The 21,695-nt window shown below is 38.1% G+C and carries 22 protein-coding genes; 8 read left to right on the top strand and 14 right to left on the bottom strand.

The features are described 5' to 3' along the window. Positions 1-66 precede the first annotated feature (66 nt). The 4 genes from BLQ05_RS06025 (at position 67) to bshA (ending at position 5,208) form a co-directional block, all read left to right on the top strand. The gene (locus BLQ05_RS06025; RefSeq protein WP_023576813.1) at positions 67-549 is read left to right on the top strand and encodes a hypothetical protein; all 483 of its coding nucleotides are present in this window, start codon (positions 67-69) and stop codon (positions 547-549) included. 50 nt (positions 550-599) lie between these two features. Then, positions 600-3,509 carry a serine hydrolase domain-containing protein gene (locus tag BLQ05_RS06020; RefSeq protein ID WP_035654607.1) on the top strand — a complete coding sequence of 970 codons (2,910 nt, stop codon included), beginning with the start codon at positions 600-602 and terminating at the stop codon, positions 3,507-3,509. Positions 3,510-3,536: 27 nt separating this feature from the next. Next, the gene (locus BLQ05_RS06015) at positions 3,537-4,007 is read left to right on the top strand and encodes a DUF1801 domain-containing protein (RefSeq protein ID WP_023576810.1); all 471 of its coding nucleotides are present in this window, start codon (positions 3,537-3,539) and stop codon (positions 4,005-4,007) included. A 67-nt stretch (positions 4,008-4,074) separates the two neighbouring features. Further along, the gene (gene bshA / locus BLQ05_RS06010; RefSeq protein WP_023576809.1) at positions 4,075-5,208 is read left to right on the top strand and encodes an N-acetyl-alpha-D-glucosaminyl L-malate synthase BshA; all 1,134 of its coding nucleotides are present in this window, start codon (positions 4,075-4,077) and stop codon (positions 5,206-5,208) included. A gap of 33 nt (positions 5,209-5,241) precedes the next feature. On the opposite strand, the gene BLQ05_RS06005 is transcribed toward bshA, so the two are convergent. The 3 genes from BLQ05_RS06005 to BLQ05_RS05995 all read right to left on the bottom strand — a co-directional run bounded on the left by BLQ05_RS06005 (position 5,242) and on the right by BLQ05_RS05995 (position 7,546). Next, the gene (locus BLQ05_RS06005) at positions 5,242-5,751 is read right to left on the bottom strand and encodes a hypothetical protein (protein ID WP_023576808.1); all 510 of its coding nucleotides are present in this window, start codon (positions 5,749-5,751) and stop codon (positions 5,242-5,244) included. 107 nt (positions 5,752-5,858) lie between these two features. Continuing rightward, positions 5,859-6,665 (bottom strand): hypothetical protein, encoded by an 807-nt coding sequence (locus tag BLQ05_RS06000; RefSeq protein WP_023576807.1) that lies wholly within the window; start codon positions 6,663-6,665, stop codon positions 5,859-5,861. A 71-nt stretch (positions 6,666-6,736) separates the two neighbouring features. Next, positions 6,737-7,546 carry a UDP-2,3-diacylglucosamine diphosphatase gene (locus BLQ05_RS05995; protein ID WP_035654621.1) on the bottom strand — a complete coding sequence of 270 codons (810 nt, stop codon included), beginning with the start codon at positions 7,544-7,546 and terminating at the stop codon, positions 6,737-6,739. A 148-nt stretch (positions 7,547-7,694) separates the two neighbouring features. Here BLQ05_RS05995 and aroC point away from each other — a divergent pair, with 148 nt between their 5' ends. Both aroC and BLQ05_RS05985 read left to right on the top strand, forming a co-directional pair. Further along, complete coding sequence (gene aroC / locus BLQ05_RS05990) at positions 7,695-8,762, top strand: chorismate synthase (protein ID WP_023576805.1); 1,068 nt, start codon at positions 7,695-7,697, stop codon at positions 8,760-8,762. Positions 8,763-8,815: 53 nt separating this feature from the next. Next, positions 8,816-9,769 (top strand): T9SS-dependent choice-of-anchor J family protein, encoded by a 954-nt coding sequence (locus tag BLQ05_RS05985; RefSeq protein WP_023576804.1) that lies wholly within the window; start codon positions 8,816-8,818, stop codon positions 9,767-9,769. Positions 9,770-9,812: 43 nt separating this feature from the next. Here BLQ05_RS05985 and BLQ05_RS05980 read toward each other — a convergent pair whose 3' ends face one another. Both BLQ05_RS05980 and BLQ05_RS05975 read right to left on the bottom strand, forming a co-directional pair. Next, entirely contained in the window at positions 9,813-10,226 is a 414-nt protein-coding gene (locus BLQ05_RS05980) for a thiol-disulfide oxidoreductase DCC family protein (RefSeq protein ID WP_023576803.1), read from the bottom strand. A 1-nt stretch (position 10,227) separates the two neighbouring features. Further along, a complete protein-coding gene (locus tag BLQ05_RS05975) occupies positions 10,228-12,399 on the bottom strand; it encodes an endonuclease MutS2 (RefSeq protein ID WP_023576802.1) in 2,172 nt (723 codons plus the stop codon). Positions 12,400-12,472: 73 nt separating this feature from the next. Between BLQ05_RS05975 and BLQ05_RS05970 the strand changes: the two genes are divergently transcribed. After that, positions 12,473-13,144, top strand: a complete 672-nt coding sequence (locus tag BLQ05_RS05970; protein WP_023576801.1) for a uracil-DNA glycosylase — start codon at positions 12,473-12,475, stop codon at positions 13,142-13,144. A 51-nt stretch (positions 13,145-13,195) separates the two neighbouring features. On the opposite strand, the gene BLQ05_RS05965 is transcribed toward BLQ05_RS05970, so the two are convergent. The 9 genes from BLQ05_RS05965 to BLQ05_RS05925 form a co-directional block, all read right to left on the bottom strand. Continuing rightward, entirely contained in the window at positions 13,196-13,744 is a 549-nt protein-coding gene (locus BLQ05_RS05965; RefSeq protein ID WP_023576800.1) for a hypothetical protein, read from the bottom strand. Between the two features lie 13 nt (positions 13,745-13,757). After that, complete coding sequence (locus tag BLQ05_RS05960) at positions 13,758-14,345, bottom strand: DUF3575 domain-containing protein (RefSeq protein ID WP_023576799.1); 588 nt, start codon at positions 14,343-14,345, stop codon at positions 13,758-13,760. A 42-nt stretch (positions 14,346-14,387) separates the two neighbouring features. Continuing rightward, the gene (locus BLQ05_RS05955) at positions 14,388-15,320 is read right to left on the bottom strand and encodes a transglutaminase domain-containing protein (protein WP_023576798.1); all 933 of its coding nucleotides are present in this window, start codon (positions 15,318-15,320) and stop codon (positions 14,388-14,390) included. 23 nt (positions 15,321-15,343) lie between these two features. After that, positions 15,344-16,189: a substrate-binding domain-containing protein gene (locus BLQ05_RS05950; protein ID WP_035654606.1), complete on the bottom strand. Its 846-nt coding sequence runs from the start codon at positions 16,187-16,189 to the stop codon at positions 15,344-15,346. Next, positions 16,186-16,725 (bottom strand): GNAT family N-acetyltransferase, encoded by a 540-nt coding sequence (locus tag BLQ05_RS05945; RefSeq protein ID WP_023576796.1) that lies wholly within the window; start codon positions 16,723-16,725, stop codon positions 16,186-16,188. Before BLQ05_RS05945 ends, BLQ05_RS05950 begins: the two co-directional genes overlap by 4 nt. Next, on the bottom strand, positions 16,725-17,102 hold the full coding sequence (locus BLQ05_RS05940) for a VOC family protein (protein ID WP_035654605.1): 378 nt from the start codon (positions 17,100-17,102) through the stop codon (positions 16,725-16,727). Before BLQ05_RS05940 ends, BLQ05_RS05945 begins: the two co-directional genes overlap by 1 nt. Position 17,103: 1 nt before the next feature. Further along, positions 17,104-17,976 carry a nucleoside phosphorylase gene (locus tag BLQ05_RS05935; RefSeq protein WP_023576795.1) on the bottom strand — a complete coding sequence of 291 codons (873 nt, stop codon included), beginning with the start codon at positions 17,974-17,976 and terminating at the stop codon, positions 17,104-17,106. Positions 17,977-18,046: 70 nt separating this feature from the next. After that, positions 18,047-18,379, bottom strand: a complete 333-nt coding sequence (locus BLQ05_RS05930) for a translation initiation factor (RefSeq protein WP_023576794.1) — start codon at positions 18,377-18,379, stop codon at positions 18,047-18,049. Between the two features lie 166 nt (positions 18,380-18,545). Further along, positions 18,546-19,499 (bottom strand): isopenicillin N synthase family dioxygenase, encoded by a 954-nt coding sequence (locus BLQ05_RS05925; protein WP_023576792.1) that lies wholly within the window; start codon positions 19,497-19,499, stop codon positions 18,546-18,548. A gap of 219 nt (positions 19,500-19,718) precedes the next feature. Between BLQ05_RS05925 and BLQ05_RS05920 the strand changes: the two genes are divergently transcribed. Beyond that, complete coding sequence (locus BLQ05_RS05920) at positions 19,719-21,695, top strand: alpha-ketoacid dehydrogenase subunit alpha/beta (RefSeq protein ID WP_023576791.1); 1,977 nt, start codon at positions 19,719-19,721, stop codon at positions 21,693-21,695.

Raw genomic sequence — 21,695 nt, 5'->3', positions numbered from 1 at the left:
TAAAATAGTTTTAAGATTTCGGCAATCTAAATCTAAAAGGCTATTTTTGTGGTATACTTGAAAATTATGTACGTAGAATTTGATACCCTTCCCGAAGAATCCAGAATTTGGATTTACCAATCCAACAGAAAATTTTCCGATGAGGAAATAACCGAAATAGAGGCGTCGTTGAAAGACTTCATTGAAGAATGGTCTGCTCACGGGGCCGGACTTCATGCTTCCTTTGTGACAAAATACAACAGGTTCATAATCATAGCCATAGATCAGTCGCTTCAGCCGGCATCGGGATGTTCCATAGATTCCTCTGTAGTGTTTATTCAGGGTCTGGAGAAAAAATACGGAGTCGATTTGTTGGATAAAATGAACGTTACCTTTAAATTAGGAGAACATATAGCCTACAAAACACTGATTGATTTCAAAAAAATGGCCAAAGAAAAAGCCGTTTCCGAAAATACCATTGTTTTTAATAATTTGGTGAATACAATAGGAGAATGGCAGGATTTTTGGGAGGTTCCGGCTATAGAGAGTTGGCATAACCGATTTTTCTGAAAAATTTAAATTCAATTGAACCGAATTTGATAATTCCCAAGTAGTTTTAAATGAGATATTTCCTTTTTACAGTTTTCCTTATAGGCCAGTTTACTTTTGCCCAAAATGAAAAGTTTTTCAACAATCATTCTTTGGCCAGAGAAAAAATTTGGGTCGACAGTATTTACAATCAGCTTACTTTTGAAGAAAAGGTAGGTCAGCTTTTTATGGTAGCCGCTTATTCCAATAAGGATTCGGTGCATGTAAAGTCGATTGAAAAACTGGTGGAAGAGTATAAAATCGGAGGGGTAATCTTTTTTCAGGGCGGACCCGTGCGTCAGGCGAAGTTGACCAATAAATACCAGTCGAAATCAAAAATTCCTTTATTTGTTGGGATAGATGCCGAGTGGGGGTTAAGCATGCGACTGGATTCGACCTATCGCTACCCTTGGAACATGACTTTAGGTGCTGTTCAAGATATGAAACTCATTGAAAAAATGGGAAAGCAAATGGCTAAACAGACAAAAAGAATGGGGCTTCATTTTAATTTCGCTCCGGTTTTAGACATCAATACAAACCCATCAAATCCTATTATCGGTAATCGTTCTTTTGGTGAAAACAAAGAAAATGTGACGGAAAGGGCACTGGCTTTGATGAAAGGAATTCAAAGTGAAGGGGTTTTTGCCACCGGAAAACATTTTCCCGGACATGGTGATACCGCAACCGATTCCCATCATACCTTACCGTTCGTGAATTTTTCGAAAGAACGTTTCAATGAAGTGGAATTTCACCCGTACAAAAAACTTTTCAGCGAAGGGTTGGCCAGCGTTATGGTGGCACATTTAAACGTACCAAGTGTTGAACCCAGAGAAGGATATCCAACGTCGATTTCCTATAATGTCGTTACCAATATTTTGCAGAAAGAGTTAGGTTTCGAAGGGTTGATATTTACCGACGCACTAAACATGAAAGGGGCCAGTAATTTCAAACAACCCGGCGATATTGACCTGGAAGCTTTTTTAGCAGGAAACGACATCTTGCTTTTTGCCGAAAATGTGCCTGTAGCCGTGGAGAAATTCTGTCAGGCTTATAACGATACTTTATTTACGGATGCACGTTTGGAACATTCGGTTAAAAAAATCCTGAAATACAAATACAAGGTTGGTTTAGGAAATTACAAACCGATTGATCTGAATAATTTATACGAAGATCTCAATGCACCGGACTACGAAGATTTGAATTATCAACTGTATGAAAATGCCGTAACAGTATTGAAGAAGGAAGAGCATCGTTTTCCGATAAAGGACATTCAGAATGAAAAAATTGCCTACGTAAAATTGGGCGACGATAAAAATCAGGCCTTTTTGAATACGCTGAGAAGTTATGCGCCGGTTACCGAAGTTGATTTGGACAGTATTCATCTCATGCTCGAAAAACTGAAAGGCTATTCAAAAGTAATAGTAGGTTTTCATAAAGCTGATGGTGCCTGGAAAAAACATAATTTCGAAACCAGGGAACTAGTACTTTTGGATTCCATTTCAAGACATAATAATGTTGTTTTGAGTGTTTTTGCAAAACCATATACCTTATTACCAATTCAGTATTTCGGAAATATTGAAAATGTGGTTTTGGCGTATCAGAATAATGATATCGCGCAAACGGTTGCTGCCGAAATTATTTTCGGAGGTGTTGCTGCCAAAGGGAAAATTCCGGTTTCCATTAACAATTTCTTTAAAGTCGATGACGGATTGAGAACCGTTAAAACCAATAATATCCTGTCTTTTTCCACACCACAAAGTGTTGGCATGAATCCGAAAATTTTAGCTAAGATTGATGCTCTGGCACAGAAAGCCATTGATGGTAAAATGACACCGGGAATGCAAATTCTTGTGGCTAGAAAGGGAAAAGTGTTCTATCAGAAATCCTTCGGATATTACGAATACAATAAAGACACAAAAGTGACCAATCAGGATGTGTATGATGTCGCATCGTTAACGAAAATATTATCCACTTTGCCAAGTTTGATGCAGCTTTACGATAAGCATAAGATTAAAATGGATACTAAGTTGGGCGATATGTTGCCGATTTTTGCCAAAACGGATAAAAAAGATATTCATTTAAAAGAATTATTGGCCCATCAGGCCGGTTTACAGGCTTGGATTCCGTTTTATCAGTCGACTTTAGACAGCACGAAACATCCTTCTAAAAAATATTACAGAAAAACGTATTCGGCGGAATTCCCGTTGCAGGTTTCAGAAAACCTGTTTCTGAGAAAAGACTACAATGACACCATAATGAAGCGTATTGCCGAAAGTAAACTGCTTCCTAAAAAACAATACAAATACAGTGATTTCACATTCATAATTCTGAAAGAATATCTGGAGAAAGCTACGCATCGTTCCTTGGATTTTATCAGTTATAATAATTTCTACAAACCGATGGGAATGAGTACCATGACTTACAATCCGCTTCGAAAAATGGATATGAGCGTCATTCCTCCGACGGAAAAAGACAACTATTTCCGACACACAAAAGTGCAGGGCTACGTTCATGATATGGCTGCAGCGATGCAGGATGGAGTAGGCGGGCATGCCGGATTGTTTTCCAACGCGATGGATGTGGCCAAAATGATGCAGATGTACCTTCAAAAAGGACATTACGGGGATAAGGAATATTTTTCGGATAAGACCTTTGCCATTTTCAATGACTGCGCCTATTGCAATGTAGGGAACCGTCGCGGTATGGGATTCGATAAACCACAATTAAACGGAGAAGGCGGACCAACATGTGGTTGTGCTTCCATGACGAGTTTCGGACATACCGGATTTACCGGAACCATCGCCTGGGCGGATCCTCAGGAAGATTTAGTCTATGTTTTCCTGTCCAACAGAACGTTCCCGGATGCATCGGTTAATAAATTATCGAAAGAAAATATCAGGGAAGATATTCAGAAGGTAATTTATGAAGCCATAATGAAATAATTTTTTATTTTAGAGGAAATTTATTTTATGCAATCTACAGCAAAAACACCACAGGAATATATTGATTCATTACCGGAAGAGCGAAAAGCGGCTATGCAAAAGTTACGCTCCGTGATTTCAGAAAATTTACCGACGGGATTTCAGGAAACCATAGGATACGGAATGTTATGTTATGTCGTACCACATTCTACTTATCCAAACGGATATCATTGTGATCCGAAATTACCGTTACCCTTTTTAAGTGTCGCTTCGCAAAAGAATTTTATTGCGGTGTATCACATGGGAATTTATATGGATGAAAAATTGCTGAACTGGTTTACTGCCGAATATCCCAAACATGTGAAAACAAAATTGGATATGGGTAAAAGTTGTATCCGATTTAAAAAAATGGACCAGATTCCGTTTGATTTATTGGGAGAATTATTTCAGAAAATAACGGTGGAAGACTGGATTTCAAAATACGAAGCGGTTTTAAATACGAATTCAAAACAACGTTAATATTATCTAAAAGTAAGGGTTTGCCTTACTTTTTTAGTTTACTTTAGTAGTTACCTAAAACAAAAAAATGAAGATTGCAATTGTATGTTATCCAACCTTTGGAGGGAGTGGTGTTGTAGCGACTGAATTAGGTTTAGAACTCGCCCGTCGCGGTCATGAAGTGCATTTTATCACCTATAGCCAACCGGTTCGATTGGCACTTTTGAACCCGAACATTCATTATCACGAAGTACACGTACCCGAATATCCTTTGTTTCATTATCAGCCTTATGAATTGGCCTTGTCCAGTAAACTGGTAGATATGGTGAAGCTTCACAAAATTGAGGTTTTACACGTGCATTATGCTATTCCGCATGCCTATGCGGGTTATATGGCCAAACAAATGCTTAAAAGTGAAGGAATTAAACTCCCGATGATTACCACTTTGCACGGAACCGATATTACACTGGTGGGTAACCATCCGTTTTATAAACCGGCGGTTACTTTCAGTATTAATAAATCCGATTACGTTACTTCAGTATCGCAAAGTTTAAAAGAGGAAACGTATCGTTTGTTTGATGTTAAAAAAGAAATTGAAGTGATTCCGAATTTCATTGAAATCGATAAAAATAAAATTGATGAAAATTCGAGTTGTCACCGTTCATTAATGGCCACACAGGATCAGAAAATAATTACGCACATCAGTAATTTCAGAAAAGTGAAGCGAATTCCGGATGTGATAAAAATATTTAACGAAATCCAGAAACAGATTCCTTCCAAACTAATGATGGTGGGAGAAGGTCCGGAACGTGAAATTGCAGAACGAATGTGTGACGATTTAAAGATTAACGATAAGGTGATCTTTTTCGGAAACAGTAATGAAATTGATAAAATCCTGAGTTATTCCGATTTGTTTTTGTTGCCTTCGGAAACGGAGAGTTTCGGTCTGGCAGCTTTGGAAGCTATGGCTTGTGGTGTTCCGGTGATTTCGAGTAATTCCGGAGGACTTCCCGAAGTAAACAAACAAGGATATTCCGGTTATTTGAGCGATGTGGGTGATGTGGAGGATATGGCCCAACACGCTATTTCCATCTTATCTGATGATGCGGAATTACTGAAATTCAAGAAAAATGCTTTAGCATTGGCCAAAGAATTTGACATTCTGAAAATTATGCCGTTGTATGAGAATCTCTACCTGCGCGCTATTGAAAAATATAAATAAAAAAAGTCCCGATATAAATCGGGACTTTTTTTATTAGAATTTGTATCTGACACTCAAACCAAAATCGGGTCCGAAACTGTCGTCTCTGATGGTGTTATAATCCGAGCTGATGTAAATTTCTGGTCGGAAATCCAATGAAATTTGAAGTGGAATATCAAAGTTATATTCGATACCAATATCACCGGTAGCCACTAAAAACACTCCTGATTCATCATAATAGTAATCATTTCCATTGTTGTAAAGCTGGGAACGCCAGCTACCAACACCTGCACCAGGGCCTGCATACCACTTAAATCCATTATCGATATCCCATACCCATTGATAGATACCAATTAATTTGGCTGCATCATAATGTTTAGTATCTCTCCATCCCAAATCAAATTCAAGACGGTTCTTTTGTGAAATCCATCTTTGGTAAGAAACTTCACCACCAAAGCCATCGTTATCTCCTAAACGTAATCCAATTGCGTTCTTTTTGTCTTGAGCCTGTGCGCTGAATGCTAATCCGATTAACACAACAGCTGATAAAATTAATTTCCTCATGTAATGATTTTTATTTAACAAATATAAACCTAACCTTTTTAAGGTTTAGTACAAAATGGAAAACTTTAACACTTCGAATTTATTGTATTGAGGCGTAATTTTTTTTTTTAATTGTGCGTATCCAGAAATTCTTCCTGCGTTTGTGTGTCTGATGCCGGAATTCCAAATTGGTCTGCAATAGTCTGATTTATAGTATATGTCGTAACCGTATTGGTATAAACTACACCGATATTGTTAGCGATATACTGTGTGGAAGCCAAAATTTGCTGATCGGATAAAATCGTAATCGTTACCGGAAATCCGTTAAAATCCTGAACCGTTGTAATGGATGCGTTTAATAGAATTTTTGATGTTCTCACATTTGTATAAATATCCCCGTTAGGAGAAGTATAGTTAGGAATACTTTCCCCGCCTTTCGATTTTAAGGAATAATTGATTGTTAGCGGAAATCCCTGAACGGTTTGTTGTATCGTACCTGTTTTGGTGGATAGAAGCTCGTCTAAAGTGGCGCCTTTTTTGAAAATGATAAAATCGATAAGCGACACGTCCAAATCGATAGGCAGTTGTTGACCTGAAGCCAGTGACAAATCGCCGGTAAGCAATAATTTATTATCCGATTCCCTAACACCATTGTTTCTTAACGAAGACGAATAGAAGCCGGTAGCGATATCATTTTTCACTTCAAATCTTTTGTAGGTGTTACTTCCGATAATGGAATCCCCAGAAATGTATAACGAATCTCTCGAATTACCCGCTTGCGCAACAACATCATAGGTCCAGTATTTTCCGTTGGATAATGGGATTGAAAAATTGGTGTCGGGTGTCGAACCACTACCTCCGTTGGAATCATCGGAAGAACAGGAAATAAACAAAACACTGAAAGCAACAGTTAGTAGGTAGAATTTGTTTTTCATTTTTTTATTGGTTGATTAGTTGCGCTAATATACTAAAAATTAAATTATCTTTATTTTTTTTTTAAAATATTTTATAATATAAGTTGTTCGCATAGTTTTTCTTCAAATTCAAAATACTCTTTTTCTTCATCTATGGTACTTATTTTTTCATGACGATAGAGTTTCCATCTTTTTTTGTTGTATTCCAAAGCGGTCAAATTTTCAATCCAATCTCCCGAATTAAGGTACGTTGTGGCGCCTTTTTTATTGCTGCGTTCTTCTATTTTTGGTTCATGAATATGGCCGCATACCACATAATCATAGTTGTTGTCAATGGCCAAGTCAGTTGCGGTAGTTTCAAAATCGGAAATAAATTTTACGGCTTTTTTTACGCTCGCTTTTACTTTTTTGGAAAGTGAATACGGTTCTTTTCCCATTTTAATCAGACACCAGTTTATAACCCGGTTCAGTAAAATCAGATAATCATACCCGATTCCGCCCAGCTTGGCAATCCATTTGGCATGATGTACCGAGTTGTCAAAGATATCACCATGAAAAAACCAGGCCTTTTTTCCATCCAGTTCCAAAACCAATTTATCCGATATGGAAAAATTACCCATTTTGGTATCGCTGAATTTTCGCAACATCTCATCGTGATTTCCGGTGATATAATACACCTTAGTTCCTTTGGAAGTGAAATCAAGAATCTTTTTGATGACTTTCAGATGTGATTTTGGAAAGTAAGATTTTCTGAATTGCCAAATATCTATGATATCGCCGTTGAGAATCAGAATTTTAGGCTTTATGGATTTAAAATATTCCAGTATTTCATTGGCGTGGCAGCCATAAGTGCCGAGATGCACATCTGAAATCACTACTATTTCAACCAATCGTTTTTTCAATTGCATAATTTTATTTCAAAACAACAAATTGAACATGAATTAAATGTTATTTAAAAATTAAGGAATAATCGATCTGTAAATAAAAGAGCGCTTTGATTTTAAAATGCGTCTCGAAAAAAACTTACATTTGTTAAAAAGAAGACATATCATGGCTGGAAATACCTTTGGAAACATATTTAAGGTGATGACTTTCGGAGAATCACACGGTGAGGCTTTAGGCGGAATTATTGATGGCTGTCCCCCTGGAATTGAACTTGATTTTGAGGCGATTCAGAATGAAATGGAACGCAGGAAACCCGGTCAGTCCGCTATCGTGACCCAGCGAAAAGAGGCCGATGAAGTTCAGTTTCTTTCCGGAATTTTTGAAGGAAAAACAACCGGAACACCAATCGGATTCGTTATTCCGAATACGAATCAGAAATCAGACGATTACTCCCATATACAAAACACATATCGTCCCAGTCATGCCGATTATGTTTACGAAAAAAAGTACGGCATAAGGGATTATCGCGGTGGTGGAAGAAGTTCGGCAAGAGAAACGGCCAGTCGGGTAGTGGCGGGCGCTATTGCCAAGCATATTATTCCGGATATAAAAATTAATGCATTTGTATCTTCTGTAGGGGAACTATTTATCGATAAACCTTATCAGGATCTGGATTTTTCTTTAACGGAAAGCAATCCGGTGCGTTGTCCCGATTTGGCTACGGCTGCCAAAATGGAAGAGTACATCAAAACAATCCGAAAAGAGGGCGATACGGTTGGTGGAACGGTTACTTGTGTGATTCAGAATGTCCCAATCGGATTAGGAGAACCGGTTTTCGACAAGCTTCATGCCGAATTGGGTAAAGCAATGCTTTCCATTAATGCTGTAAAAGGATTTGAATACGGAAGCGGATTTTGTGGTGCCAAAATGAAAGGGAGTGAACATAATGATTTATACAATCCTGACGGAACAACAAAATCGAATCTTTCCGGCGGAATTCAGGGCGGAATTTCCAACGGAATGGATATTTATTTCAGGGTAGCATTCAAACCTGTCGCGACATTAATCCAAAAGCAGGATGTTCTTGATAATCAGGGAAGAATAATTGAACAACAGGGAAAAGGAAGACATGACCCATGTGTTGTGCCAAGAGCTGTTCCTATTGTAGAGGCAATGGCTGCGATGGTTATTGCGGATTTTTATTTATTGCTAAATAAAGTTAAAAATATATGAGATAATTAAAAATATTTTATAAATTTATAGGATAAATATTAAAATTTAAGTTTATGAAAAGATTTTTACTTTTATCTTCTTTGTTTGTATCTTCATTAGGATTTTCTCAAATTACGGTTTTTGAAGATAGTTTTGATACTTATAATGATTTTTTGATTACCGGATTTGGTCAATGGCAAACTCTTGATTTGGATTTGCTGAATACCTATACCGGTGGAGCCGATACCCCAACGTGGGCCAATGCCGGCGCACCGCAGGCTTTCCAGATTTTTAATCCTACCACAGCCTTGGTGACTAATTCAAGTGCCGGTTGTTCAGCATCCACCGAAAACAGCAATTTTAACCCAAGAACCGGAGCAAAATATGCGGCGTCATGGGCTGGAGTTCCATCTTCAAACGGTCAAACTGCTACGGCAAACAATGACTGGTTAATCAGTCCGCCAATCAGTTTGGTTGGAGCAACGGGTACGCAGTTAAGTTTTTATTACAAAGGGCTGTCTGACTGCTATGGAGACGAACGTTTTCTGGTAGGAGTATATGTAGGTAGTGGCACTCCAACACAAGGGTCGGATTTTACAATAATTTCAACAATTCCACATGTCTCGGTTACTAATTATTTAACTTGGTTAGAGAGAACGCAGGCATTAAATGCATATAACGGGCAGACCATCAGAATCGGTATACGTAATGTTGGTTCAGACCGATACATGTTAATGATTGACGATTTCAAAGTGACTGCTACAACGTTATCCACGGATGATTTTGTTTCTTCCAAATTTTCAGTTTACCCGAATCCAGCTAACAATTTAGTAACGGTTTCTAATAACGGAAGTATTCAAATCAACAAAGTGTCCATATCGGATATCAACGGAAGAACAGTTAAATCATTGAATTATAACGGAGTTACGGAAACTCAAATTAATGTGTCGGAATTAAACGCCGGGGTATATTTTATGAATATTGACACGAATGAAGGTGTTGCAACCAAAAAAATAATTAAGAACTAAGATTTCTTAATCATAAAAAAGCCCTGAATTTCAGGGCTTTTTTTTATTCTAAAAATTTAGCTTTTAACTCCGGAGTAGGAATCATGCAACGCTCTTTTTTACCATACCATTTGTAGCGGTTTTTAGCAACAAAATCATAAACTGAATTTTTTATCCAATTGGGAAATACGGAAAAAATCCCTAACAAAGCATACAAACCTCCGATGCTTTTGGCTATTTCAAGGGCAGCTTCAGCTTTAATGTGATAGGCTTTTCCTGGTTCGTATAAAACAATACTGTCGGTCTTTGAAGTGTCTATTCCGATATATTTTACAATCTCTTTTCCTAAATCCGATTGCAGTGCCACGAAACGAAATATGTCCTTTTTATCTTTCTTGATAAGTTGTTGCACTGTGGCATCGCATAAGTTGCAAACCCCATCGAACAATACTATTTTTTTATTTTCAGGTAGGTTCATATTATTTCATTCTTTCTACTAATTCCAAACTGTCCAAAGCTACTTTAGAAGTGAAAATGCCATAATTCACTGTTGCTTTGTTTTTTTCAATCACATCGATGCTTCCTACAGCCTTTCCGTCAATCATGCGAACGCGATCACCAACTTTTAATGGAATTTTGGGTTTATTGGCTTCTTCTTTCTGTGCTTTTACTTTTTTCTCTTTCTTTTCCTTACGGATTTCTTCCACCTTTACTTTTACTTCTTCAACGATTTGTTTTTCAACAACTTCTTTGACTTTTTTCTCTTTGGCACTGACTTTTTTTCGCTTCGAGTTTTCAATTTCGACCATTTTCAAAAACTCACCGATTAAGTCTTTCTTATTCTTGTTATTGAAATATTTTTCTGAAATATCGTCTACTTTCTGTCCTATATATATCAAACGCTGGTTGGCATCATACAATTCCTGATAACTTTCCAGTTTCTGCTGAATTTTAGTGTTGATACTTTCCATTTTTTTGCTTTCTTCCCGGGCTCGGGTTTCTTCTTCTTTCAGATTTTGAGAGGTTTTTTCCATTTTGGAGCGTTCTTTCTGAAGATTCGCAATGGTTTTGTCAAAGCGTACTTTATCGCCCTCGATTTTCTTTTTCGCCCGATTAATCAATCCGAAGGGGATGCCGTTTTTCTGCGCCACTTCAAACGTAAAAGAACTTCCGGCCTGACCCAAGTGCAGTTTGTACATTGGTTCCAGCGATTTTTCGTCGAAAAGCATGTTGGCATTAATGGCGAAAGGCAATTCGTTTGCCAGTATTTTTAAATTGGTATAATGTGTCGTAATGATTCCGAAAGCTTCGCGTTCATAGAATTCCTCCAGAAAGACTTCCGCCAAGGCGCCACCCAATTCAGGATCGGAACCCGTACCGAATTCATCAATCAAGAACAGGGTTTTTGAATTGCATTTTTTCAAAAAGTAGTTCATGTTTTTTAATCGGTAGCTATAGGTACTTAAGTGATTTTCAATAGATTGGTTGTCTCCGATATCGGTCAGGATTCTGTCAAATAAAAACGTTTCACTGCGCTCATGAACCGGAATCAGCATGCCGCTTTGCAACATCAATTGTAATAAACCAATCGTTTTTAACGTGATACTTTTTCCACCGGCATTCGGACCGGAAATCACGATAATCCGACTATCATTTTGTAATTCTATCGTTTGGGGATACGTCTTGGTGTTTTTGGCATTATTGTTTAAAAGCAAAATAGGATGGAAAGCGTCTCTAAAAAACAAGTGCTTCTCATCGGTAATATGCGGTAAAATACCATTGATTTTATTGGCATAACGCGCTTTTCCGGCAATGACGTCAATATCGCTAAGGAAATCCTGATATTGTTTTAAAAGTTCTAAATACGGACGGATTGCATTGGTTAACTGTTTCAGAATTCGGGTGATTTCTTCTTTTTCTTCGTATTCCAGATTACCTAATTCACGGGAATAGCGCATCGTGGCTTCCGGTTCAATATAGGTAATACTTCCTGTTTTCGAGTTTCCCAGAATTGTCCCTTTTACTTTTCTACGGTACATGGCCAAAACAGCCAAAACCCTGCGATTATCCACAATAGTTTCCCGAATATCGTCCAGATAGCCCAAGCTGTTATAGCTCGATAAGGCCATTCCGAAGCTTTGGTTGATCTTACCGCGAACCAGATTCATACTTTTTCGGATTTCCACTAATGCAGGAGAGGCGTTGTCTTTAATTTCGCCATACTTATCCACAACTTCATCCACTTTCTGAATGATGAATTTCGTTAGCTCGACTTCGGATGCTTTTTCACTTAATTTGGGATAGTAATCTTCAAATTTTTTAAGGAAAACCAATAAGTTATTCGTGGTTTCGGATAGGGTGGCAATTTTTCGGAAACTGCTCACTTCCAGAAAACTGTCTTCTATGGCAAGAAACTTCAGTTCGTTGGTGATTTCATCGAAATAATGATTCGGAATCGCATTGTTATTGGTATAGGAAGAAACATACTCCGACGTTTGCTGCAAAGCATCCATCAACGTTTCCTTATTGCTGAAAGGTGTTATCATCATCGCTTTCTGCTTCCCGATTTCGGTATTGCAAAGTGTGGCGATGGTTTCTAAAACCGTATTGAATTCTAAATCCTGTAATGTCTTGGTAGTAATGGAAATCATTTTATAGTATCAAAGCATCAAAGTTACAAAGTAGTGAAGAATCAAAGTGTTTATATTTGTAAAAAATTAGCAAATGTTCACCGAAAACATACATTCTTCCTGGAAGCCGTTTTTTGATTCCGAATCCGGCAAAGACTATTTTGCAAAACTGGTGAATTCTGTTGAAGAAGAATATCAGAACGGCACTTGTTTTCCTCCAAAGGAATTGATTTTTAATGCGTTTAGGCATTGTGCTTTTGATGACGTCAAGGTTGTGATTATCGGTCAGGATCCTTACCACGGCGATGGAGAGGCCAACGGCTTGTGTTTTTCGGTAAATGATGGCGTGGCAATTCCTCCTTCATTGAAGAATATTTTTACGGAAATCAACAACGAATTTGATCGTGTGTTTTTTCCCACTTCGGGAAATCTGGAACGTTGGGCAGATCAGGGAATATTGCTTTTAAATGCCAGTTTGTCGGTTCGTAAGGATTTGGCTAACAGTCATAAGCACCTGAAATGGAATTTATTTACCGATGCGGTGATTCAGCAAATCTCGGATACAAAAGAGAATGTTGTTTTTCTGCTTTGGGGTGGGTTCGCTATTAAAAAAGGTTCTAAAATTGATCGAACTAAGCATTTGGTTCTGGAGTCGGGGCATCCGTCGCCATTGAGTGCCAATCGCGGTTTTTGGTTTGGAAACAATCACTTTGTCAAAACCAATGCCTTTCTGAAAGAAAAAGGGAAAGAAGAAATTCTCTGGTAATAAAAATCCACCCAAATAGGTGGATTTTTCATGATATTTTGTTTTACAGTATTAGTTTACCGTGAAATAATAATAACCTTGTGCATCCAAACTGTTTGCATTGGTGGTGATTCTTACCGATGTTTTATTTGATGGATTTCTGGAAATCAAATCCGTAGACTGGTTCCCGGTATAACTTTCGCCAAAACTTAAACGGTATTCTCCTGCAGAAGTTAACGCAATGGCTTTATCGCATTTGTAAGTCATTGTTCCGGATTGATAAACGGCTTCGGCAACACTGTATTCGTCTTCATTTAGTAAAATGGAAGTCCAAACATCGGGTGCGGTTTCTTTTTCAAGTCGGTATGCGAATCCGAACGATTCAGCCTGACTTGTTATATAGATATCCAACTGGGTACTTAATCCATTTTCGTCCTGATATCTTGAGAAATCGGTATGAAAAGCCACATTGTCTCCCACGGCGTAACTTCCCGGAGTATCAATGGTTATTAAATTGGGAACCGAGATGTAAACGGCATTGTAAAATTCATCATCATTTTTGCACGATACTAAGGATAGTATCCCCAAAACAGCTATTAAATATAGTTTTATTGTTTTCATTGTTGTGTTTTATTTAAAATCGGTATCCAAAATTAGCCCCAACGCGTTGAACATATTTCGGACTAACATCTGTGTTTAAAATATTTTGTCCCACTCCCACGAATAATTCGATTCCGAATTTTTCCTTGATGTATAATTTGTATCCTAAGGCACCTCCAACAGCTAAATCAGTGTAATTATTTTCCACCGCTTCCCAATATCCGAAACCATTTTCTTCCAAGCGCTTCAATTCTTTATATTTACCACCATTTACAGAAACAAAACCTTCGATAAAATAATAGCTTACTGCGCTTTTGGACAACGAATAACGAACAAAAGGATTTATTTCATATTGCGACAACGTTTTATTGAAGCCGTTTTCAAAATCTTCTTCTTTTTTACTGCTTTTTGTCAGACTTCCGCTTAATCCTATTGCAAAATCTTTGTTTAGGAAACGTTCGTAACTAACATGGATTCGCGATCGCGCAATTAAAGAAAGCACATCAAATTTAATTTCGTTTTTTTTGAGCGTAATAGGACTTATCGTTTCCACCGCAGTGGAATCCTGAGCATTAGTGAACTGAAAAAAAAGTAATGTTGCTAAAAAAGCTAGTTTTTTCATATCTGTGTTTTATTAATGATGGTAAATATAGCAAAAGGTTGCTTAATTGAATGTAAGCGCTCCCAGAATTTCTTCACTCATGAAAGGACCTCCGGGATATTTTGCGGTATAATCCAGATTCAGCCATATTTGCCCGCGTTCGTCTATGTGGTAATGTACCTCTTTGCCACGGCTTTCATCTACAAACAAGACTTCTTTTATGAGGTAATTGATGTTTTCCAGATCGGCTTTATTTCCGATTAACATTTCGGGATACAAATGCCCTCCGGTATGAATGATTCTTGGTGTACCGCCAACTGCTCTCACAAGTGCCGACATTAAAATGGCATGGTCATCACAATCTCCGGAAAAATGCTGTAACGATTCGCTGGCATGAGCAATATATTCCTGTCCTTTCGGATCATTGACATAGTTCCAGCGGTTTCGGACTTCTTTGAAAACGGCAAAACACTGGATGATTCTTCGGTATTCCCGAAACCCTTTAACTTGAGTAAAATGTTTGGTCGTAGCCATTAAGGCGAAGTTTCGAACTTTAGGATTGTCGAAATTCACGGCATCCATGATTTTACCTTTGTTTGGAAAAGGCAATAGTTTTGAAATGATAATATCCTGAGGATTAGGGTCATCTGCCATAGTATACACCATGGAACGGTAATCTTCATAAACGGCATTGAATCCGTAACCGCCAAAAAGCGTTCCCCAAACCAAAGCAATCAGATAAAGGAAAACACAAATGATAATCACGGTTTTTAACAAGCGTAATGCCAATTGTATGGCAATCAGGATTATCAGGAATAAGAAGATTCGATCTACGTGCAACCACCATTCCGGGTTTATTAAATTCTGATGGGCAATGATAAATATGGGAATGGCGATTAAAATGTTCAGCAGGAAAATAACAACAGTATCCCAAGGCTTTGGTAATGAAAGCCTGTCTCTTACAACTTTAATTTTTTGGGGAATTTGTGGAATCATTAGTTAGTTTCCTTCTGCTGTTTTTATTTTGTAACCGATTCGTAGTCCAGTTTTTTATCAATCAAATTTAACTCAAATAATTGGTTTTGTACTTTTTCGAATGAAGGTTTATCTAATTTCTTTTGCGACCAACGGGTACATTTCAGCCACTCCTGAATATCTTCTTGTTTCTGATTGTATTTTGAAGCTAACGTTCTGTCGATACTTGGAATATTCTTAAATTCTATTGTAGTATTGTTGATGATTTCCAGAATCTGTTCCACAACATGTTTGTTATTCTTCAGGAATTCATTCCTAACCGCAATTACGAAGCAAGGCCAAGGAGTGGGGCAGTCGGCAATTCTTCTGAAAATCCCCTTGTCTACTAAGGGTTTGGTCATGAATCGCTCCCACATAAAATAATCGGCAACCCCTGTTGATAAGGCTTCAACGGCTCCATCGATAGTGTTTACGATTTCAAATTGCAGATTTTGAGTATTCCAATTTTGGTTTTCAGCATTCACAATCGCCATTAAATGCGAACCGGAACCCATGCGGCTAATTGCAACTTTTTTATTTTCCAGATCCGATAATTGCTGATAATCCGATTTGGCATCCACATGAATTCCCCAAATCAAAGGAGATTGCACATAAACCTGTACAATTGAGGAGTCATTACCTCCGGCGATATCTCTTACGATTCCTTCGGTTAGAATAACTGCCATATCGGTTTCTCCGTCGCGAAGCAGCTGGCACATTTTTCCGGTACCTTCCGGAACGTCGGTCCATTGTAAATCAATATCCACTTCATCAAACTCACCGTTTTCGATACATAAATGCCAAGGGAGATTGAAATGTTCGGGAACGCCTGCTATTCGTACTGTTTTCATAATTGTTGCAAATAATCGTTCTTATTCAATTCAAACCAGACACATTCATCATTTTCATGAAAGAAAGTACCGGTGTTTTTCATTCCTATTTTTTCCAAAATTCGTTTTGAACCCTCGTTTCCAATCATGGCGTGAGCATAAACGGTTTCGAGATGCATTACGTTGAAAGCATAATCCAGACAGGCTTTTGCAGCTTCATAGCCATAACCTTTCTGCCAAAAATTTTTGATAAATCGGTAGCCCAAATCGTAAAAATTCTGATGCCCGTTGATGTTTTCCTTAACCAGTTTTAATCCGGCCCAACCAATGAATTCGTGATTTTCTTTCAGTAAAACCGCCCATCGTCCGATACCGTTTTCCTGATATTGCAATCGCACAAAATCAATGATATTCTGAGCCTCTTCCATGGTTTTAATTGGATTTTTACCTAAATATCCATGAACATCCATGTCGGAATCTAAATGAAAAATTCCTTCTTTATCGGAAGGAAGCATTTCACGTAATAGTAAGCGTTCGGTTTCTATAATTAAATCCATTATGTTGCTTTTAAATCTGAAATAATAATTCGGAATCCATCCGGGTCACAAAACATTTTCCCATTGGTATCCCAATACGGATTTATTGAAGTGATGCTTGAAATATTGTTTTTTATTGTATTGTTAATCAGTTTTTTGTATTCTGAAATTGTTTCCGGATACAAAACCAAAACATCATCCTCATCTGAAAAATGATTGGCTTTTTTATCTGATTTTGTAAACTCGAAATGCCAATTTAAATTGGGTTTTCCAATGAAAATCCCGTGGTAATTATCATGATTTTCAAAACTCCCCAAGATTTCAAAACCTAAAACATCAGTATAAAATGTTTTGATTTTTTCCAAATCATCGGTATGCCTGGCAACCCTTAATTTCATTTTAGCTAATCAATTTATTCAATACATACACAATCAGTTCATCCACCGCTTTGTACGGATCTGCACTGAAAGTTCCGTTGGCGCGGTTGGCGATAATGGCATTCATTGATAATGTTTCGTGTCCAAGCAATTTCCCCAAACCGTAAATCGCTCCGGTTTCCATTTCCAGATTGGTCATTCGGGTGCCTTTGTAATTGAAGCTGTCCATTTTCGCATTCAAATCAGTGTCCTGAATGGCTAATCGTAATACACGACCCTGTGGTCCGTAAAAACCTCCGGCTGTTCCTGTAAATCCTTTGTTTATCGAATCACTTCCGATAAGCGCCATTAATTTTTCACTACCTTTTACCACATAAGGTTTCCCTTTTCGCATATCCCAATTCGTGTGACTGATGAATGCATCTTCAATAGCCGAATCCGTGATGGAATCGATGATGTAGGAGCGAAGCATGTTGTCAAGTCCTAATCCGTATTCCGACATTACGATACTGTCAACAGGAATATCAGCCTGTAATGAACCTGAAGTTCCGATACGGATGATGTTTAACGATGTCAATTCTGTTTTAGGCTGACGTGTAACCAAATCAATATTTACCAACGCATCCAATTCGTTCATAACGATGTCGATATTGTCGGGTCCAATTCCGGTTGACATTACCGTTAAGCGTTTTCCTTTATAAGTTCCGGTTTGTGTTTTGAATTCGCGTTTTTGTGTCGAAAATTCGATGTGGTCAAAGAATTGGGTGATTTTCTCTACACGGTTCTGATCGCCAACAAAGATGATGTCGTGTGCAATGTGCTCCGGTTTCAGGTTTAAGTGATACACACTTCCGTCCGGATTTAATATTAATTCTGATGATTTTATATCTGTCATAATTTTGTTATTTAGTTGCTGAGTTACTAAGTTGTTGGGTTTTATATTTTCGATTTAGGTCGTAAACTAATCAACCGCCAACGCGTTTAACTTTAAATCCTTTTTCTTTTAGCATGGTCATTATTCGGTCACGATAATCACCTTGAATGATGATGGAATTGTCTTTGAAACTTCCGCCAACACTTAGTTTCGTTTTAATTTCTTTGGCTAAAATCTTAAAGTCTTCAATATCGCCTTCGTACCCTTCAATGATGGTTGTTGCGTTTCCTTTTCGCTTTTCATATTTACAGAGTAAAGGTTCTTTTTGTATGAAAAGGGCATGTTCTTCATTCTGAACTTCTTCGGGTTCGTTGGAAGGAACGTGATCTGGGAACAGGTTTTTTAATTGGTCTTGTAAATCCATGATTATTTAATTGAACGCAGATAACACGGATTGAACTGATTTTCGCAGATTTTTAAAACTTTGCGAATCTCTGGGTTTTCTCTGTGCAACTTTGTGAAATAATTTAAAATCAAAAAGACATCAAGCATAAACTCAATGTCTTTTTATAAAAGTATAAATTTAGGGATTATTTTTTAATTAATCCTAAGTCTACCAAACGTTCGTATAAGAAATCACCTGCAGTGATATCATCGTATAATTTTGGATGATCCGCATCAATACAGTTTTCTAAACAATTTAGCGGCATGTCGCCAACCGGGTGCATAAAGAACGGAATTGAAAAACGGGAAGTACCCCATAATTCTCTTGGCGGATTTACCACCTGATGAATGGTTGATTTCAGTTTGTTATTCGTATGACGGGATAACATATCGCCCACATTGATTACTAATTCGTCCGGTTCAGCAATGGCGTCAATCCATTGTCCGTCATGGTTTTGAACCTGTAATCCTTTACCCTGAGCACCCATTAAAAGCGTGATTAAGTTGATATCACCGTGAGCGGCTGCACGAACGGCACCGTCTTTCGGCTCATCAGTAATAGGAGGGTAGTGGATTGGTCTTAAAATACTGTTTCCGTCTTTGATGAATTTATCAAAGTAGAACTCGTCCAATCCGATATAAATTGCCAAAGCTCTCAATACGTAAACACCTGTTTTTTCAAGCATTTGGTAGGCTTCTTTACCTACGGTATTGAATTTTGGTAATTCGGTAACGGTAACGTTTTCAGGATATTCGTCGGCATATTTTGAATCTTTGCTAACGTACTGGCCAAAGTGCCAGAATTCTTTTAAGTCACCAGCTGAGCGACCTTTTGCATGCTCTTTACCAAACGAAACATAACCTCGTTGTCCGCCAATGCCCGGGATTTCGTATTTGCTTTTCACCTCTAAAGGAAGGTTGAAGAAATTACGAACTTCACCATAAAGTTCATCAACTAATTTGTCATCTAAAAAATGACCTTTTAATGCTACGAATCCGATTTCTTCGTAGGCTTTTCCGATTTCATTTACAAATTTTTGTTTACGTGCCGGGTCACCCGACAGGAAATCACGTAAGTCAACACTAGGAATGTTTTGCATTGTACTTAGTTTTTGTTAATAACTTTTTCGGTATAAAACCATTATAAAAACAAATGTAGAGAATAATTTTCGGATTGAAATAATAAAGTTGTCAACAATTTAAAAGTTTATAAGTCTGACACTTACCTAACGCAATTTTAACGGAAATAAAAAACCGAACAATTTAGGTCAAAAGTGTTATTTTTTATACTTTTGGGAGCGTTTTAAAAGCACTATATAATGAATTTCGACAGAAAGAATTTAAGCAACGAGCAGCTATTAGATTTATATAAAAAATTAATCAAACCCAGATTAATTGAAGAAAAAATGTTAATCCTTATCCGTCAGGGAAAAGTTTCCAAATGGTTCTCCGGAATCGGGCAGGAAGCGATTTCCGTGGGAATCACCTCGGTTTTGGATAAAGACGAATATATTTTACCGATGCACCGTAATTTGGGTGTGTTCACTACAAGAGACATTCCTTTGCACCGATTGTTTTCGCAATGGCAGGGAAAACGTAATGGCTTTACAAAAGGTCGTGACCGTTCGTTCCATTTTGGTACTCAGGAATATAAGATTATCGGAATGATATCGCACTTGGGGCCACAGTTAGGTGTTGCTGATGGTATTGCCTTAGCAAACAGACTAAAGAAAAACGGAAAAGTAACCGCAGTATTTACAGGCGAAGGCGCCACTTCCGAAGGCGATTTCCATGAGGCTTTGAATATCGCTTCGGTTTGGGATTTACCGGTGTTATTTGTAATCGAAAATAACGGTTACGGATTATCAACACCAACCAACGAGCAATACCGTTGTGAAAACCTGGCCGATAAAGGAGTTGGTTACGGAATGGAAAGCCATATTGTAGACGGAAATAATATCCTTGAAGTGGTAAATCTGATTTCAGAATTAAAAGCTTCCATGGTTGACAATCCGCGTCCGGTGTTGTTAGAGTTTAAAACGTTCCGTATGCGTGGACACGAAGAAGCGAGTGGTACAAAATACGTCCCTCAGGAATTGATGGACATGTGGGCTATTAAAGACCCTGTGGAGAATTACAGAAACTATTTAAAAGCCACGGCGGTTTTATCCGATGAACAGGATGAAGCTTTCCGTGCAGAAATAAAGAAAGAAATCGATACCGATTGGGCGAAAGTTCAGGAAGAACCGGAAATTGTTGCCGATTTGGATGAAGAATTGAATGACGTATACCGCCCGTGGGAACATGAGGTGTTCAATCATTCCGATGAAGTGGAAAATATCCGTGTGATTGATGCGATTTCGAATGGTTTACGCCAGTCGATGGAGCGCCACGAAAATTTGGTGATCATGGGTCAGGATATTGCCGAATACGGAGGTGCTTTTAAAATTACCGATGGTTTCGTGGAGCAGTTCGGAAAAGAACGTGTTCGTAATACACCTATCTGCGAAAGTGCCATTGTTTCGGCTGCGAACGGATTGTCTATTAACGGACACAAAGCAGTAGTAGAAATGCAGTTTGCGGATTTCGTATCGACTGGATTCAACCCGATTGTAAACTTATTGGCAAAACAACACTACCGTTGGCAGGAAAACGCCGATGTGGTAGTGCGTATGCCTTGCGGTGGCGGTACTCAGGCAGGACCGTTCCATTCACAAACGAACGAAGCCTGGTTTACCAAAACTCCGGGATTAAAAGTGGTTTATCCGGCATTCCCTTACGATGCAAAAGGATTATTGGCTACAGCGATTAACGATCCGAATCCGGTAATGTTCTTCGAACACAAACAATTATACCGTAGTGTTTACCAAGATGTTCCTAAAGAGTATTACACGATTCCGTTAGGAAAAGCCGCAATGATTAAAGAAGGAGATGATGTAACGGTAATTTCTTTCGGAGCAGGGGTACACTGGGCTTTGGAAACCTTAGGTAAACATTCTGAAATTAAAGCCGATCTGATTGACTTACGTTCGTTACAGCCTTTGGATTGGGAAGCAATTTATACTTCGGTTAAGAAAACTAGTAAAGTGATTATTCTTCAGGAAGATACCTTATTTGGAGGTGTTGCCAGCGATATTTCGGCGATGATTATGGAAAACTGTTTCGAATATCTTGACGCTCCGGTCCGCCGAGTAGGAAGTTTGGAAAGTGCTATTCCGTTTATGAAATCGTTGGAAGACCAATATTTGCCGAAACAACGTTTCGAAACGGAATTACTGGAATTGTTGAAATACTAA

The organism is Flavobacterium saliperosum, assembly GCF_900100625.1.
GTDB classification, from domain to species: domain Bacteria; phylum Bacteroidota; class Bacteroidia; order Flavobacteriales; family Flavobacteriaceae; genus Flavobacterium; species Flavobacterium saliperosum.
This window is presented reverse-complemented; position numbering and strand designations above follow the sequence as displayed.

What these genes read in the sequence shown, in the direction of transcription:
- BLQ05_RS06025 (WP_023576813.1), top strand. Translation starts at nt 67, where the DNA reads ATGTACGTAGAATTTGATACCCTTCCCGAAGAATCCAGAATTTGGATT.
- BLQ05_RS06020 (WP_035654607.1), top strand. Translation starts at nt 600, where the DNA reads ATGAGATATTTCCTTTTTACAGTTTTCCTTATAGGCCAGTTTACTTTT.
- BLQ05_RS06015 (WP_023576810.1), top strand. Translation starts at nt 3,537, where the DNA reads ATGCAATCTACAGCAAAAACACCACAGGAATATATTGATTCATTACCG.
- bshA (WP_023576809.1), top strand. Translation starts at nt 4,075, where the DNA reads ATGAAGATTGCAATTGTATGTTATCCAACCTTTGGAGGGAGTGGTGTT.
- BLQ05_RS06005 (WP_023576808.1), bottom strand. Translation starts at nt 5,751, where the DNA reads ATGAGGAAATTAATTTTATCAGCTGTTGTGTTAATCGGATTAGCATTC.
- BLQ05_RS06000 (WP_023576807.1), bottom strand. Translation starts at nt 6,665, where the DNA reads ATGAAAAACAAATTCTACCTACTAACTGTTGCTTTCAGTGTTTTGTTT.
- aroC (WP_023576805.1), top strand. Translation starts at nt 7,695, where the DNA reads ATGGCTGGAAATACCTTTGGAAACATATTTAAGGTGATGACTTTCGGA.
- BLQ05_RS05985 (WP_023576804.1), top strand. Translation starts at nt 8,816, where the DNA reads ATGAAAAGATTTTTACTTTTATCTTCTTTGTTTGTATCTTCATTAGGA.
- BLQ05_RS05980 (WP_023576803.1), bottom strand. Translation starts at nt 10,226, where the DNA reads ATGAACCTACCTGAAAATAAAAAAATAGTATTGTTCGATGGGGTTTGC.
- BLQ05_RS05975 (WP_023576802.1), bottom strand. Translation starts at nt 12,399, where the DNA reads ATGATTTCCATTACTACCAAGACATTACAGGATTTAGAATTCAATACG.
- BLQ05_RS05970 (WP_023576801.1), top strand. Translation starts at nt 12,473, where the DNA reads ATGTTCACCGAAAACATACATTCTTCCTGGAAGCCGTTTTTTGATTCC.
- BLQ05_RS05965 (WP_023576800.1), bottom strand. Translation starts at nt 13,744, where the DNA reads ATGAAAACAATAAAACTATATTTAATAGCTGTTTTGGGGATACTATCC.
- BLQ05_RS05960 (WP_023576799.1), bottom strand. Translation starts at nt 14,345, where the DNA reads ATGAAAAAACTAGCTTTTTTAGCAACATTACTTTTTTTTCAGTTCACT.
- BLQ05_RS05955 (WP_023576798.1), bottom strand. Translation starts at nt 15,320, where the DNA reads ATGATTCCACAAATTCCCCAAAAAATTAAAGTTGTAAGAGACAGGCTT.
- BLQ05_RS05950 (WP_035654606.1), bottom strand. Translation starts at nt 16,189, where the DNA reads ATGAAAACAGTACGAATAGCAGGCGTTCCCGAACATTTCAATCTCCCT.
- BLQ05_RS05945 (WP_023576796.1), bottom strand. Translation starts at nt 16,725, where the DNA reads ATGGATTTAATTATAGAAACCGAACGCTTACTATTACGTGAAATGCTT.
- BLQ05_RS05940 (WP_035654605.1), bottom strand. Translation starts at nt 17,102, where the DNA reads ATGAAATTAAGGGTTGCCAGGCATACCGATGATTTGGAAAAAATCAAA.
- BLQ05_RS05935 (WP_023576795.1), bottom strand. Translation starts at nt 17,976, where the DNA reads ATGACAGATATAAAATCATCAGAATTAATATTAAATCCGGACGGAAGT.
- BLQ05_RS05930 (WP_023576794.1), bottom strand. Translation starts at nt 18,379, where the DNA reads ATGGATTTACAAGACCAATTAAAAAACCTGTTCCCAGATCACGTTCCT.
- BLQ05_RS05925 (WP_023576792.1), bottom strand. Translation starts at nt 19,499, where the DNA reads ATGCAAAACATTCCTAGTGTTGACTTACGTGATTTCCTGTCGGGTGAC.
- BLQ05_RS05920 (WP_023576791.1), top strand. Translation starts at nt 19,719, where the DNA reads ATGAATTTCGACAGAAAGAATTTAAGCAACGAGCAGCTATTAGATTTA.